Origin of the sequence: Comamonas sp. Z3 (genome assembly GCF_008121565.1) — a bacterium.
Taxonomy (GTDB): Bacteria; Pseudomonadota; Gammaproteobacteria; order Burkholderiales; family Burkholderiaceae_C; genus Comamonas; species Comamonas brasiliensis.
The window spans coordinates 60539-74997 of the sequence record NZ_VOQU01000006.1 but is presented as its reverse complement, the minus strand read 5'-3'; the positions used below and the strand labels follow the sequence as shown (position 1 = coordinate 74997).

The following is a 14459-nucleotide window of genomic DNA, read 5'->3' as shown; positions in this document are numbered from 1 at the left end:
AGGAGAGGTGGCAGAGTGGTCGAATGTACCTGACTCGAAATCAGGCGTACGTGCAAACGTACCGTGGGTTCGAATCCCACCCTCTCCGCCAATGCGGCTGTAGCTCAGCTGGATAGAGTACTTGGCTACGAACCAAGGGGTCGTGGGTTCGATTCCTGCCAGCCGCACCAAACGTTAAGCCTCAGAGTAGAAATACTCTGAGGCTTTTTCGTTTCTGGCGTCTGCGTGAGATGGGCGATTGGCAGAAAAGCTCCGGACACCGCGGTGTCCGGCCAGACCTGGATCAGGTCTGGCTCTATGCCTGCATTCCTGCACTGGCCAGCACGGCCAGGGCGCAGGAGGCGATGCGACTGGCCACCGAGTCGGAGCGGCTGGTCAGCACGATGGGCACGCGCATGCCCAGCACCAGGCCTGCGCATTCGGCGTTGGCCATGTAGACCAGCTGCTTGTAGATCATGTTTCCAGCTTCGAGGCTGGGCGCCAGCAGAACATCGGGACGGCCTGCGACATCGGAGACGATGCCCTTGTTGTGCGCCGAATGCAGGGAGATGGCGTTGTCGTAGGCCAGCGGGCCGTCAAAGATGCCGCCCGTGATCTGGCCGCGGTCGGCCATCTTGCACAGGGCTGCCGCATCGATGGTGCCGGGAATGGCAGGGTTGACGGTTTCCACCGCCGACAGCAGGGCCACGCGCGGCTGGACTATGCCGATGGCCTGCGCCAGATCGACCGCGTTCTGGGCGATGTCGCGCTTTTCCATCAGGCTGGGGAAGATGTTGACCACGCAGTCGGTCATCAGCAGGGGGCGGTCATAGCCGGGGATGTCCATGATGAATACATGGCTGGCCCGGCGGCTGCCGCGCAGACCGGCTTCGCGCGCCACGGCCGCTCCCAGCAGATCGTCGCTGTGCAGGCTGCCCTTCATCAGGGCCCGGGCCTGGCCATCGCGGCACAGGACTGCGGCCTGGGCCGCAGCGATGCGGGCGTCGTCGGCCGTGGAGTGGATCTCGGCGGCCGACAGATCCAGACCGGCAGAGCGAGCCGCAGCCTCGATGCGCTGGCGCGGGCCTATCAGCAGAGGCTTGATCAGGCCGGCTTCCGCCGCTTGCATGGCCGCCTGCAAAGAGCTGGCATCGCAGGGGTAGGCCACGGCCACGGGAATCGGGCCGCGGGCCCGGGCCTGGTCGATCAATTGCTGGAGATGGGGACGAGGCGTGGCGGGCGCATCGTCGGCGGCCACGGCAAGGGAGAGTGGGGGAGTCATGAAAGCTCCTGCGGGGAAGTACAAGGCCCGGCGCGAGCAACGCAGGGGGTCTGGGAGTCGGCTTTCGAGGGCCTTGCGCTTTACCCAAGGCGCATGAAACCGGCGCGGCCCAACCCAGGGACACCGAGGAAGGGCCGCCCCGCACCGAGGGTGTCGTCCCCCTCCTCCGCGCAGCAGGTAGAGAGGGGGAAGGCGCGCAGCGCCTCAGGGGGTGTCAGACGGCGTCAGACAAAGTCTTTGTACTTGTCCAGCATGCGCACGGGCTTGGACAAGGCATCGCGGCGGAAGGGATCGCCGAGCTCGCGGGTGCACATGATCTCGATCACGCAGGTCTTGCCTTCCTTCATCTGCATGTCGATGGCTTTTTGCAGTGCCGGGCCCACGTCCTCGATATGGTCCACCACGATGCCTTCGGCACCCATGGCCTTGGCGATGTCGGAGAAGCTTTCGCTCTCCAGCTCGCCCGCCACGAAACGGCGGTTGTAGAAGTCCACCTGGTTCTTCTTTTCCGCGCCCCACTGGCGGTTGTGGAACACCACGGCGGTCACGGGGATGTCGTGGCGCACGGCGGTCATGATTTCCATCATGCTCATGCCCCAGGCGCCGTCACCTGCATAGGCGATGGCCGGGCGATCGGGTGCTGCGCACTTGGCGCCGATGATGGTGGGCAGGGCATAGCCGCAGTTGCCGAAGCTCATGGGAGCGAAGAAGCTGCGCGGCTCGTCGAAGCGCAGATAGCTGTTGGCCACCGAATTGATATTGCCGATGTCGGTGGACACCATGACGCGCGCCGGCATGGCTTTCTCGAGTTCTCGCAGCACCTGGCGGGGATGCAGATAGCTGCCGCCGGTCGGCGTGCGTTCGCCCTTGGCCTCTTCGATCATGTCCAGGCTGTAGGGGTCGCGCTCGTGGGTCCAGCCGTCGAGCTCCTTCTCCCAGGCGGCCTTTTCCGTGGCGATGGTGTCGGCGCGTGCTGCCTTGGTGGCATCGCAGCCCAGCGTCACATCGGCCAGGCGCCTGCTCAGCTCGGCCGCTACGGCCTTGGCATCGCCGTTGATGCCCACTGCGATCTTCTTGACCAGGCCCAGGTTGGTGTGATCGGCCTCGATCTGGATGATCTTGGCCGTCTTGGGCCAGTAGTCCATGCCATGCTGGGGCAGGGTGCCGAAGGGACCCATGCGCGAGCCCAGCGCAATCACGACGTCGGCCTGGGCGATCAGCTTCATGGCGGCCTTGGAGCCCTGGTAGCCCAGAGGGCCGGCCCACAGCGGGTGCTTGGCGGGGAAGGCGTCGTTGCGCAGATAGCCCGTGGCCACGGGAGCGCCCAGGCGCTCGGCCAGCTGCCTGGCTTCCTCCACGGCATCGCCCATGACCACGCCGCCGCCGGCCAGGATCACCGGGAACTTGGCAGTCTTGAGCAGCTCCACGGCGGCCTGCAGGCTGGCTTCGCCGCCATGGCCGCGGTCCACGCGCATGGGCTTGGGAATCTCGCACTCGATCTCGCCGTAGAAGTAGTCACGCGGAATATTGAGCTGGGTCGGACCCATCTCGGACATGGCGCGATCGAAGACGCGGCCCGTGAACTCGGCCATGCGCTTGGGGTTGCAGACATGGCCCTGGTACTTGGTGAACTCCTGGAACATGGGCAGCTGATTGGCTTCCTGGAAGCCGCCCAGGCCCATGCCCATGGTGCCGGTCTCGGGGGTCACGATCACCACCGGGCTGTGCGCCCAGTAGGCTGCGGCAATCCCGGTCACGCAGTTGCTGATGCCGGGGCCGTTCTGGCCGATCACCACGCCGTGGCGACCCGAGACGCGGGCATAGCCGTCGGCCATATGGGCCGCACCTTGCTCATGCACCACCGGGATCAGGCGAATGCCTGCGGGGGCGAAGATGTCCATGGCATCCATGAAGGCGGAACCCATGATGCCGAACATCTCGCTGACGCCATTGGCGACGCAGGTTTCCACGAATGCTTCCGAAGGGGTCATCTTGTGAACGCCTTCAACCACTTTACGATTGTCCGTTGCAGCCATCTCTGTCTCCTTGAAAATTTGAAACCTATGGTTCCGAAAAAAGAAATAACGATGTCAGTCTATGGCATTTTTTTGCTTTCGTGCAAATAAATTTCTTTTTATGGAATAAATTGACTCGAAAAATGGAAATTAATATGATCGACAACGATATGAAGCACAGCGAAGACACCCCCTCGGCTCGCCTGGACGGAGACACGCCCAATCTGCGTTTGTTCGCGCTGCTGGAAGCCGTGGCGCAGAAGAGTCAGCCCTTCACCTTGCAAACCATGGTGGAAGAGACAGGGTTGCCCAAGCCGACCATGCACCGCATGCTTGCGCAGCTGGAAGGCGCCGGAATCCTGCAAAGGGATGGCAACGGTCGCCACTACGGCACGGGCCAGCGGCTGATGCGGCTGGCGGAGAACGTGTTGCTCAACAACACCACGCATGGCGCGCGGCATGCGGTGCTGACCCAGCTGGTGCGCGAGCTCGGCGAGAGCTGCAACATCACGGCTTTTTCAGGTAGCGAGGTGCTGTATCTGGACCGCGTGGAGACGCCGGCGCCGCTGCGCTTTTATCTGCATCCGGGCTCGCGCGTGCCCGCGCACTGCTCGGCCACGGGCAAGCTGTTCCTGAGCCAGATGTCGCCTGCCCAGCGCCGCCGGCTGCTGGCCAATGTGCCGCTGGAAGCGTTCACCGGCAATACGTTGACGACCTTCGAGGCGCTGGACCAGGAGCTCGATCAGGTGCGCGCCCAGGGCTATGCCTTCGACAACGAGGAGTTCCTGCCCGGGCTGCTGTGCCTTGGTGTGCTGGTGCCCGCACCCCAGGGCAACTCCAATATGGGGCTTGCCGTGCAGGCACCCATCATGCGTTTTTCCAAGGAGAAGGCCTTGTCCTTTCTTCCCAAGCTGCAGGCGGCCGTCGCGGCGATCGCCCGCATTAACGATGACGTTCCACCGGAAGCCGATGATGACTGACCTGAGCCTGCTGCAGCCCACCCGCACCGTCAGCGTGCGCGATGTATTTGGCATCGACACGGACATGAGCGTGCCGGCTTTTGCCGAGCCGGGCGAGCATGTTCCCGCCATTGACAAGGCCTACCGCCTGAATCCGCAGGTGACGCAAGCCATCCTGGCGGGCTTCTCGCACAACCGGCGCGTCGTCATTCAGGGACTGCACGGCACGGGCAAATCCACACATATAGAGCAGGTGGCGGCGAGGCTGAACTGGCCCTGCGTGCGCGTGAATCTGGACGGTCATATCAGCCGCCTGGATCTGGTGGGCAAGGACAGCATCGTGCTGCAGGATGGCAAGCAGGTGACCCAGTTCCAGGAAGGCATCCTGCCCTGGGCGCTGCAGCGGCCCGTGGCCATGGTGTTTGACGAGTACGATGCCGGCCGCCCCGACGTGATGTTCGTCATCCAGCGGGTTCTGGAGCGTGAGGGCAGCTTTACCTTGCTCGATCAGAAGCGGGTGATTGAGCCGCATCCCTGCTTTCGGCTGTTTGCCACCATGAACACCCTGGGCCAGGGCAATCTCAACGGGCTCTATCACGGCACCCAGCAGCTCAACCATGCCCAGCTCGATCGCTGGAACCTGGTCACCAGCCTGAACTATCTGCCCCCGGCCGAGGAAGCGGCCATCGTGCTGGCGCGCGTGCCGGAACTGGCCACGGCCGACGGGCGCCGCAAGGTGGACGCCATGGTGGCGCTGGCCGGGCTGACGCGCAAGGGCTTTGCGGTGGGCGATCTGTCCTTGCTGATGTCTCCGCGTACGGTGATTAGCTGGGCCGAGAACATCACCATCTTCCACGACCTGAAGCTGGCCTTCGAGCTGTCGTTCCTCAACAAATGCGAGCCTGCCGAGCGTGCCGTCGTGCGCGAGTATTTCCAGCGCTGCTTCGCCCAGGAGCTGGCGCAGCCCGAAGAACCTGCACTGGCGTTGCTGGCATGAGCGCCGAGACCTCCGGCCCTGCCTCGCTGTCTCGCATGGAGGCCTGGGGCGGCGCCATGCTGCGCGCGATCACCGGCGACGCCAGCCTGCAGTGGAGTGGCCAGACGCTGTACCGCGGCACCACGCCCATACCCCAGGCGGCGGCCCACCATAGCCAGGTGCCGCTGCTGCAGACGGATCAGCGAGGCCTGCTCGACAGCATGGGGCTGCGTCTGCAGTGGAGCGACCAGGCCCTGTTTCAGGCGCATCTGCCTCAGGATCCGGTGGAGCGCATGGTGTTCGAGCTGCTCGAGCAGTTGCGCGTGGAGAGTCTGGTGCCCGAGGCCTGGCCCGGAGCGCGCGAGAACATGCGCCAGCGCTTTGTGAACTGGTGCCAGGCATTCGTGGATTCCGGCCTCACGGAAAGCAGTCTGGGCATCTTGCTGTTTGCGGTGGCCATCACGGCCTGGAGCCGGTTGACCGGACACGAGATACCTGAGCGCATGGCCGATCTGGTGGAGTCCACGCGGATGTCCATGGCTTGCCCGCTGGGCCGCCACTGGGATCGGCTGCGCCGCTTCAGAGACCGGCAGCAGCAGTTTGTCCAGCCTGCCCTGGCTGTCAGCCGCTGGGTCGGCATGGCGGTGCGTGCGGCGCAGGAGGATGTGCCGCGCGGTGCCGGCGGTCCCAGGCGGCGCAGCAGTTTTGCCCTGCCTCTGCACTTTGAATCCCAGAGTCAGGATGGCATGCCCGTGGCGCAAAGCGGCGACAGCCGGGCCTGGGCCGGAACCGCTCAAAGCTACCGGGTTTTCACGCGCGAGTTCGATAGGGAGGTGCAGGCCGGTGAGCTGATCCGTGCGCTGCAGCTGGCCCAGTTCCGGGAGCAGATGGACGAGGAGCTGGCGCGTTCGGGATGGCAGCAGGCCGGGCGGCTGGCGCGCTATCTGCAGCAGCGCCTGGCCAGCACGCAGCGCAACGGCTGGAACTTCGGGCTGGAGGAAGGCCATCTGGACGGCAGCCGTCTGTCCCAGCTGGTGACGGACCCGCAGCAGCGCGCGATTTTCAAGGACGAAATGCAGCGCCCCGTCAACGAGACCGCTGTCACTATTCTCATGGACTGCTCGGGCTCCATGAAAACCTTTGCCAGGCCCCTGTCGCTATTGCTCGATGTGCTGGGGCGGTCGCTGGAGATGGCCGGTGCGAGCGTGGAGATCCTGGGTTTTTCCACCCAGGCCTGGAATGGCGGCAGAACGCGCCGCCGCTGGCAGCGCGCGGGCCAGCCCCAGTTTCCGGGGCGTCTCAACGAGCGCCTGCACATTGTCTTCAAGGACGGTGCCAAGCCCTGGCGTCATGCCCGGCACGGCATTGCGGCACTGCGCAAACCCGATATCTTTCGTGAGGGCATCGACGGCGAGGCCGTGGAATGGGCCTGCCAGAGGCTGCGTGCAAAGACCGCGCAACGTCGCATCCTGCTTGTCGTCTCCGATGGCTGTCCCATGGACACTGCGACCCATCAGGCCAATGACGAGCATTATCTGGATCAGCACCTGCGGCAGGTTCTTGCCGCCCAGGAGCGCATGGGCGGCGTGAAGGTCTGCGCCCTGGGCGTCGGGCTGGATCTGGGGATCTTCTACCGTCAAAGGCTTGCCGTCGATCTGCAGCACGATATCGACGAGGCCTTGCTGTTTTCGGTGGCCGAGATGCTGTGCCGGCGATGACCGGGGTGGCGCGTGCGACAGGTATCGCGCAAGGCAGAGCAAGCCGAAACAACGGAAAACAGAAAAGCGGGAAGGCGCAATGCCTGCCCGCTGCCTGCTTGCCGCAGTCATCCCCGCAGGGGAGGCGGCCGGACTTACATGCGTCCCTTCCATGGAACCAGGCGCTTTTCGACCCAGCGCATGAACAGGTCGAACACATAGGCGATCACGCCGATGACGATGATGCCCATGATCACGATGTCGGTGCGCAGGAAGTTCGAGGCGTTGAGCACCATCTGACCCAGACCCACGTTCGCCGCCACCATTTCGGCGGCAACCAGAGTCGTCCAGCCGAAGCCGATGGCAATGCGCATGCCCACCAGAATGTCGGGCAGGGCCGCCGGCAAGATCACATGGCGGATCACCTGGAAGTAGCTTGCTCCCATCGAATAGGCGGCATTGATCTGCTCCTGTGCTGCGCTGCGCATGCCCGAGCGGGCCGCCAGGGCCAAGGGGGCAAAGCAGCTCAGGAAGATCAGCAGAATCTTCGGCGTTTCATCGATGCCGAACCAGATGATGATCAGCGGCAGATAGGCCAGTGGCGGCAGGGGGCGGTAGAACTCGATGGGGGGGTCGAAGACGCCACGTGCGATGCGTGACATTCCCATCGCAATGCCCAGCGGAACGGCAATCATGAAGGCCAGCCAGAACGCGACGGTCACGCGCAGCAGACTTGCCGAGAAATGCTGCCACAGCGGTTTGTCGTTGGCCTGCCCGGTCAGGTATTCATAGAACTGCTGGAACACAGCCTGCGGGCTGGGCAGGAACAAGGGCTTGATCCAGCCGAGATTGGTGGCGGCGAACCACAGTGCCAGCAGCAAGGCCACGGTGACGATGCTGATGCCGAGGCTGGAGCCTTCTCCGGGGGTCTTGAAGCGACTGGTCTTCACCGGTCCCGACGCCTGTGGCGCAGGGGGCTTGGGCTGCACGCGCGCGGTGGTGGCGGGCAGATGGTTGATTTGGACTGCTTCAGACATTGGCAGGCTCCCGGTGGTGAATCAGACTCAGAACTTCTTCGCGCATCCTGATGAAGTCGGGGCGCGACTTGACGGCACGCGCATCGCCGGTGCGCAGGAACTCATGGCAGAACGGCATGTCGTCGTAGACATGGGAGATACGGCCCGGGCTGGGGCTCATGACGATCAGCCGGCTGGCGAGAAACAGTGCCTCTTCCACCGAATGGGTGATGAAGAACACCATCTTGTGGGTGGCATGCCAGACACGCAGCAGGATTTCCTGAACCTGCTCGCGCGTGAAGGCGTCCAGGGCACCCATGGGCTCGTCCATCAGCAGCAGTGCAGGATCGTTGGCCAGCGCACGGGCAATGCCGACACGTTGCTGCATGCCTCCAGACAGTTCATAGACGGCACGCCTGGCGTAGTCCTGCAAGCCCACGAGGCCCAGTTTCTCTTCGGCGATTTGCGTGCGCGTCTTCAGATCCATGCCGCGCATGCGCAGTCCCAGTGCGACGTTGTCGATCACATTGAGCCATGGCATCAGCGCATGCTTCTGAAACACCACACCCTGATTGGCTCCGGGGCCCTGAATGGGTTTCCCGTCCAGCAGGATCTGGCCGCTGGAAGGCGCCAGAAAACCTGCCATGCAGTTGAGCAGCGTGGTCTTGCCGCAGCCGGATGCCCCCAGCGCGACCACGAAGTCGCCTTCATGCATGGTCAGGTTGACGGGCGCCAGGGCCTGCAAGTGTCCGCCCTTGACCTCGTAATTGACGGTCAGGTCGCGTATATCCAGAGTCGGCATGACATTGCCCTCCTATGTGAAACAAAGCTGGGAGCCACGACGGGGCTGGCCGTCGTGGGCGGGCAGTCAGCGGCCGAGCGCCTGCTTGACATAGCTGCTGGTCACGTACGCGGCGTAGTCGGGCTTGACCTCCTGGATTCGTCCCTGCGACTTCAGAAACGTTGCGGTATTGGTCATTGCCTTGGCCGCACCGCCTTCGAGCCATTGCGCGCCAAGCTGCTCCTCGGCGCTGGGAAAGCGGTAAAGCGCCATGGCTGCGGGCACGTCCTTGGGGTCGGCCTTGCTCCATTTGGCAATCGCCTTGATCTCGGGCGAGTCTGCAGTCCACTTGGCCAGGTTGTCGCGCACCTGGGCGCTGGCCCGATTCAGGGCCTTGATGAAAGCCACCATGAACTGGGGATTTTCCTGGGCGAACTTGCTGCTCACGGCAATGCCCTCGAAGGTGGGATAGCCCATCTGCGCAATGGAGCCGGAGGTCGCAATCACCTTGCCCTTTTGCTTGACCTTGGCCAGCACCGGATCCCAGACAAAGGTGGCATCGATATCGCCACGCTCCCAGGCCGCGGCAATTTCTGGCGGGCGCATGTTCATGATGTTGACCTTGCGCGCGTCAACGCCTTCCTTGCCCAGGGCCGCGACCAGCTGGTAGTGCGCGGTGGAGACGAACGGCACGCCTATGCGCTTGCCCTCCATGCTCTTGAAATTGCTGATGCCGCCGCCGTCGCGTGCCACCAGGGCTTCGGCACCGGCGATGTCCGCAGAGATCCAGAGCAGCTTGATGTCCTGCCCCTGGCTGGCGGCAGCGGTCAGCGGGCTGGAGCCCACCTCTCCCATCTGCACGTCGCCTGAGGCCATTGCCCGTATCACGTCGCCGCCGCCCGAGAACATGCGCCAGTTGATCTTGTAGCCCGTCTCCTTTTCCAACTCGCCCGATTCCATCACCAGGCGCAGAGGCACCAGCATGTCCTGGTTGGCGAAGGTCACGGTTTTCTGCTGCGCCAGCGCGAAGCCGGTCATCGCCAGTGCGGCTGTTGCGACACCCGCTTTCAGCACCCATCGTTTTTGCATTTTCATTGCCAATTTCTCCATGGTTAGAGCGATATCGGTGGAAGTCTTCGACCAGAGAACCCTTGCTGTGCTCACTCTTGCTGGCTTGCTTTCCCATTCCCGCTTCTGGCTGAACCGGTTGAAAGCCGCATCGCGAGGCTCAAAGAGCTTTCTGAGCGGATCGTAGTGAGCAACCTTGCGCAGCCAGTAGGGCCAGTTGATGTGAATCGTTAGGTCCAGTCGCGCACGGTCCTGGATGGTGCGCGCAGCATGGGTTGGCGTGCACCGCGACCGTGCATGGCAAAGCCTTGCAGGGCGAGGCTTGCGCGGGATATCTCGGTCCTGTTGGAAGGCGTTTTTGCGGCGTCTGCATGGGCTTAGGTGTATTCACTGATCACGGACAGAGGCGGGAGGATTGGGCTGTCCGGGAGGCATGAATGCTTGCGCAATATGTGTGCCAGAGGGGCGGATTTTTCCTGTGGCCGGGGCGCCCGGGGGGCGCTGCACCGCATCCGTGGATAGCATGAAAAAAAGCACCTTCCTGGTGGAAGGTGCTCTTCGTTGCGTGCGGCCGCACGGCGCCTGGAAGGGTCAGTTCTTCTCGTCGTTCATGTGATACCAGTGGTAGAGAAAGCGCTGGCCCATGCGGCGAAATGGTGCAAAGGCCTCCGAGCGCACCATATTGAACACATTCGGATATTCGAGCGATGAGTTGTAGATTGGCAACTCGAAAGCCTTGATCTTCTGGCCTGCGATGCGCTGTGCCATGCGCCGGCCCGCATGCGCAGAAAACGACACACCGTTGCCGCCATAGCCGACCGCATAGAAGACGCTTTCTCCGGGATCGGGCTGGGTGATGCGCGGCATCATGTCGTGGCTCACATCGACCCAGCCCCACCAGGAGTAGTCCACCTGGATTCCCCTGAGGGCCGGGAACTTGTGGTGCAGTCCCTCGACCAGCTTGGCCATATGGGCCGGATTGGGCGCATCGGCTCCGGTGATGGCGCTGCGGCTGCCGATCTGCACGCGGTTGTCGGGCAGCTTGCGGTAGTAAAAGCGCAGGGTACGGGTGTCGGTGATGACCTGCGTGGTCTTGAAGTTGGTGGCCGCCAGCTCTTCTTCAGTCAGGGGCCGCGTGACCAGGGAGTTCGAGAGAATCGGCATGATCTTCGAGCGCAGGCTGGGGTGCAGGCCGTTGCTGGTGTAGCCGCCGGTGGCAAAGCCGACGGCGCGTGCCTTGACCGTGCCGCCCGGTGTCCGGAGGTAGTGAACGCCGTTGCGTGTCTCCATGCCCAGCACGGGACTGGCGGGGTGCACCTTCACTCCCAGCTCGCGGGCCTTGCGCAGATAGCCGAACGCCAGCTTGAGCGGATGCACGCCAATACCGTCGGGCTCGTGCATCGCGCCACGGCAGTCGGCGTCGTCGACATAGTCGCGGCGCACGGCATCGACGCTGAGTATGCGGGCGTCATAGCCGAAGACTTCGCGCATGACGCGGGTCTCGTTGCGCAGAAAATCCATCTTTCTGTCTCGGTGGGCAATATACAGATGCCCTCCCGGCTGCGGCTCGCATTCGGGAAACTCGGCCACCAGGTTCTTGAAGGTGTCGAAGCCTTCACGGATTTCCGCGTCCAGCTTCAGGGCCACGTCCTTGCCCCAGCGCTCTATCCATTGCGAGCGATAGAGGCGGCCGCTGGCATTCTGGCCCTGGCCGCCGTTGCGGCTGGTGCAGCCCCAGGCGCTCTGGTTGGCTTCGAGAACCACTGCGCGGATGCCGTGCTCGCGGGCGAGAAACAGGGCGGTGGAGAGGCCCGTGAAGCCCGAGCCGACGATGACCACATCGGCTTCCATGTCGCCGCAGACCGGACCGTCGTCGTCGGGCGGCCGGCCTGCCGTCCCTACCCAGTAGGTCGGAGCGTAGCCAGCGCCATGTCCGGGATTTCTCGCAACCAGAGGGTCGTATTGCGGGTCGTACGGATTCAGGTGGCTGGGGCGGATGTCCTCGGCTTTCATGGCGATCGTCTCCTGGTGTGGCTGCGTTTGAAGCGGCGTTCTATGGCGATGGAATGGATGGACGCAAAGTCAATGCAGATGCCGTTGCAGGCCACTGCTTGCGGTGTCCAGAGCAGCATAGCCAGCCCCTTGCGCGGCTGGTTAGGGCCACGGCGCAGGTTTTGATGGAGCCAGCGCACCGACGGCTCATGCGACCCCGAGGCCCGGGCGCTCTGGCAGGTCGGCAAGCGGATCTTCGGGCAGTCCGCTTTCGCGCCGCCGACCGCGATACCCCTGCAGCGCCCGCCGGTGTTCTCCTATCGTTTTCACCTAACTGAAGCGGGATCAGAAGCGCTTGCCCATGGCTTGGGCCTGCATCTGCAAGCGCAGCGGCAGAGCGCAGCGCCCAGAGGAGAAACGGGTTCTTTCGGGGCAGCTGCCGCGTGCGCTGCCGTCGTTTCTCGAGGTCCCAGCGCCGTGAAGCACCAAGGCCTTGGACTTAACGATTGCCGGTAACTGGTTCTACGAACCGGAGCCGGTGCTACCTACGATGAGCCATCGGAATTTCAGGCATTTTTCGATCCCGGGCGGCCGCTCCTGCAAGGGCCGGAAGCCAAGAAATGACAGCAATCTGGAGAACCTATGAGCAAGCAAGAATCCCAACCCGATGTCCAGTTCCTGGCACGTTTTTCCGAGGCGTGGAATCGCCATGACATCGATGCACTGATGGACTTCATGGCCGATGAATGCGAGTTTCATGCCGTAGCCGGCCCCGATCTGATGGGCCGCAGCTTTGTGGGCCGTGAAGCCGTGCGCGAAGGCTTTCAGCTGGCCTGGCAAGCCTTCCCCGATGCCGCCTGGGTGGATGGAGAGCATTTTGTCCAGGGAGTGCGCGGCGTTTCGGAAAGCACCTTCAAAGGCACCAAGGCCGACGGCCTGCGTGTGGAAGCTCGCATGGTCGATGTGTTCACCTTCCGCGACGGAAAGATCGCCGTCAAGAACGCCTACCGCAAGGACCGTCCACCGGTAGCGCTTTCCTGACACGTGCCAGGCCGGCGTGCGCGCATTCTTGCTTCATGGCAGGAGAGCGCTGCACGCAGGGCTTCACACGACAATTTTCAAGCAGATAACTGAACGACCACGGCAACGGCCTGCATGAGCAGCAAGGCACGACCCGATACATAAAGCCGTGGCGACCGGTATTCCCATGCCGGCAAGACAGGAGACAAAAATGATTGGAAATCCGCATTCGTCGCCGGACGGGCTGTCGCACAGCCTCAAACAGCGGCACATGACCATGATTGCCCTGGGCGGCGTCATCGGTGCCGGGCTGTTCGTCGGCAGCGGCGTGGTCATCAAGTCGGCCGGACCGGCAGCCGTCATCTCTTTTCTGATCACCGGCCTGCTGGTGGTGCTGGTGATGCGCATGCTGGGAGAGATGGCCTGCTCCATGACAGGCGGCTCGTTTTACGAGTACGCCCGCGAAGCCTGGCGCGACCGGCCCGCCGTGGGGCAGCTGGCGGGGTTTCTGACGGGCTGGATGTACTGGTATTTCTGGGTCATCGTCGTGGCCATCGAAGCGGTGGCGGGGGCCGAGCTGGTGCGCTACTGGCTGCCCGACGTGCCGGCCTGGAGCATCAGTCTGGTCCTGCTGGTCATGATGACGCTGACCAATCTGGTTTCGGTCAAATCCTTTGGCGAGTGCGAGTTCTGGCTGGCATCCGTGAAGGTGGCCGCCATCGTGGTGTTTCTGTTCATCGCCGGCGTCTATGTGCTGGGCCTGACACCGGGCGGCGGCGGAATGCATGTCGCCAATCTGAGCCAGAACGGCGGCTTCATGCCCAACGGCATTGTTCCGGTGCTCACGGGGGCCGTGGCCGCGACCGGCTTCTATTTCGGAGCGGAGATCGTGACGATTGCTGCGGCCGAGACTGCTGAGCCACAGAAGGCCGTGGCCAAGGCCACGAATTCGGTCATCCTGCGCGTGCTGGTGTTCTATGTGGGATCGGTGCTGCTGGTGGCCTGCCTGGTGCCGTGGAACTCCAACGGCATGTCCACGCCCTATGTCAGCGCTCTCGATGCCATGGGCGTGCCGGCGGCCGCCCAGATCATGAATGCCGTGGTGCTGACGGCCGTGCTGTCGGCGCTCAACTCCGGGCTTTATGCCTCTTCGCGCATGCTGTTTGCGCTGACGCGACGCGGTGATGCGCCCAAGGTGCTGGCCCAGGTCAGCCGCAACGGCGTGCCCGTGTACGCCATCCTGGTGGCCACCTTGTTCGGCTACGGCGCCATCGTCATGTCCTATCTGTCTCCCGACAAGGTGTTCGCCTTTCTCGTGAACTCCTACGGCACGGTGGCCATCTTTGTCTACATCCTGATCGCGATCTCCCAGCTGCGCCTGCGCTCGCGTCTGGAGCGCGAAGCGCCGCATCTGCTCAAGGTGCGCATGTGGTGCTTTCCTTACCTGACCTGGCTGGCGATTGTGGGCATGCTGTCCATCGTGGTGGCCATGGGCTTTATCCCCGAGCAGCGCACGCCGCTGGCACTGGGAGTGGCCAGCCTGTGCATCCTGCTGATTGCCTATGGCGTGCGCCAGACGCTGCGGCGCGGGGTGAATCCCGAGAACCTGCTCGACGAGCTGGCACCGCCCAAGCTGCGCAAGAACTGAGGCTTCCGTCAAGCACAGCCCCGGAC

At 63.5% G+C, this 14459-nt stretch carries 11 protein-coding genes and 2 tRNA genes; 7 read left to right on the top strand and 6 right to left on the bottom strand.

The annotated features are described in order from the left end of the window. Window position 1: 1 nt before the first annotated feature. A tRNA-Ser gene (locus tag FSY59_RS17895) sits at window positions 2-91 on the top strand. Between the two features lie 2 nt (window positions 92-93). After that, a tRNA-Arg gene (locus tag FSY59_RS17890) sits at window positions 94-170 on the top strand. A 125-nt stretch (window positions 171-295) separates the two neighbouring features. Here FSY59_RS17890 and FSY59_RS17885 read toward each other — a convergent pair. Both FSY59_RS17885 and xsc read right to left on the bottom strand, forming a co-directional pair. Next, window positions 296-1261, bottom strand: coding sequence for a bifunctional enoyl-CoA hydratase/phosphate acetyltransferase (locus FSY59_RS17885; protein WP_003052047.1), 966 nt, complete (start codon window positions 1259-1261; stop codon window positions 296-298). A gap of 224 nt (window positions 1262-1485) precedes the next feature. Further along, window positions 1486-3297 carry a sulfoacetaldehyde acetyltransferase gene (gene xsc, locus FSY59_RS17880; RefSeq protein WP_003052049.1) on the bottom strand — a complete coding sequence of 604 codons (1812 nt, stop codon included), beginning with the start codon at window positions 3295-3297 and terminating at the stop codon, window positions 1486-1488. A gap of 134 nt (window positions 3298-3431) precedes the next feature. On the opposite strand from xsc, the gene FSY59_RS17875 reads away from it, so the two are divergent. The 3 genes from FSY59_RS17875 to FSY59_RS17865 are packed head-to-tail and all read left to right on the top strand — an operon-like array spanning window position 3432 to window position 6929. Next, window positions 3432-4256: an IclR family transcriptional regulator gene (locus FSY59_RS17875; RefSeq protein WP_050872306.1), complete on the top strand. Its 825-nt coding sequence runs from the start codon at window positions 3432-3434 to the stop codon at window positions 4254-4256. Continuing rightward, entirely contained in the window at window positions 4249-5232 is a 984-nt protein-coding gene (locus tag FSY59_RS17870) for an AAA family ATPase (RefSeq protein WP_003052053.1), read from the top strand. The genes FSY59_RS17875 and FSY59_RS17870 overlap by 8 nt, the downstream gene beginning before the upstream one ends. Then, window positions 5229-6929, top strand: a complete 1701-nt coding sequence (locus tag FSY59_RS17865) for a cobalt chelatase (RefSeq protein WP_148729441.1) — start codon at window positions 5229-5231, stop codon at window positions 6927-6929. Before FSY59_RS17870 ends, FSY59_RS17865 begins: the two co-directional genes overlap by 4 nt. A 134-nt stretch (window positions 6930-7063) precedes the next feature. On the opposite strand, the gene FSY59_RS17860 is transcribed toward FSY59_RS17865, so the two are convergent. The 4 genes from FSY59_RS17860 to FSY59_RS17845 form a co-directional block, all read right to left on the bottom strand. Then, entirely contained in the window at window positions 7064-7945 is an 882-nt protein-coding gene (locus FSY59_RS17860; protein ID WP_050872303.1) for an ABC transporter permease subunit, read from the bottom strand. Then, window positions 7938-8726, bottom strand: a complete 789-nt coding sequence (locus tag FSY59_RS17855; protein ID WP_003052057.1) for a taurine ABC transporter ATP-binding protein — start codon at window positions 8724-8726, stop codon at window positions 7938-7940. The genes FSY59_RS17860 and FSY59_RS17855 overlap by 8 nt, the downstream gene beginning before the upstream one ends. Before the next feature lie 66 nt (window positions 8727-8792). Next, window positions 8793-9800 carry a taurine ABC transporter substrate-binding protein gene (tauA, locus tag FSY59_RS17850; RefSeq protein WP_003052060.1) on the bottom strand — a complete coding sequence of 336 codons (1008 nt, stop codon included), beginning with the start codon at window positions 9798-9800 and terminating at the stop codon, window positions 8793-8795. Window positions 9801-10364: 564 nt separating this feature from the next. Continuing rightward, window positions 10365-11786 carry an FAD-binding oxidoreductase gene (locus FSY59_RS17845; RefSeq protein ID WP_148729440.1) on the bottom strand — a complete coding sequence of 474 codons (1422 nt, stop codon included), beginning with the start codon at window positions 11784-11786 and terminating at the stop codon, window positions 10365-10367. Window positions 11787-12407: 621 nt separating this feature from the next. On the opposite strand from FSY59_RS17845, the gene FSY59_RS17840 reads away from it, so the two are divergent. Both FSY59_RS17840 and FSY59_RS17835 read left to right on the top strand, forming a co-directional pair. Further along, on the top strand, window positions 12408-12806 hold the full coding sequence (locus FSY59_RS17840; protein ID WP_003052064.1) for a nuclear transport factor 2 family protein: 399 nt from the start codon (window positions 12408-12410) through the stop codon (window positions 12804-12806). Window positions 12807-12996: 190 nt separating this feature from the next. After that, entirely contained in the window at window positions 12997-14433 is a 1437-nt protein-coding gene (locus tag FSY59_RS17835) for an amino acid permease (RefSeq protein WP_003052067.1), read from the top strand. Window positions 14434-14459: the final 26 nt, after the last annotated feature.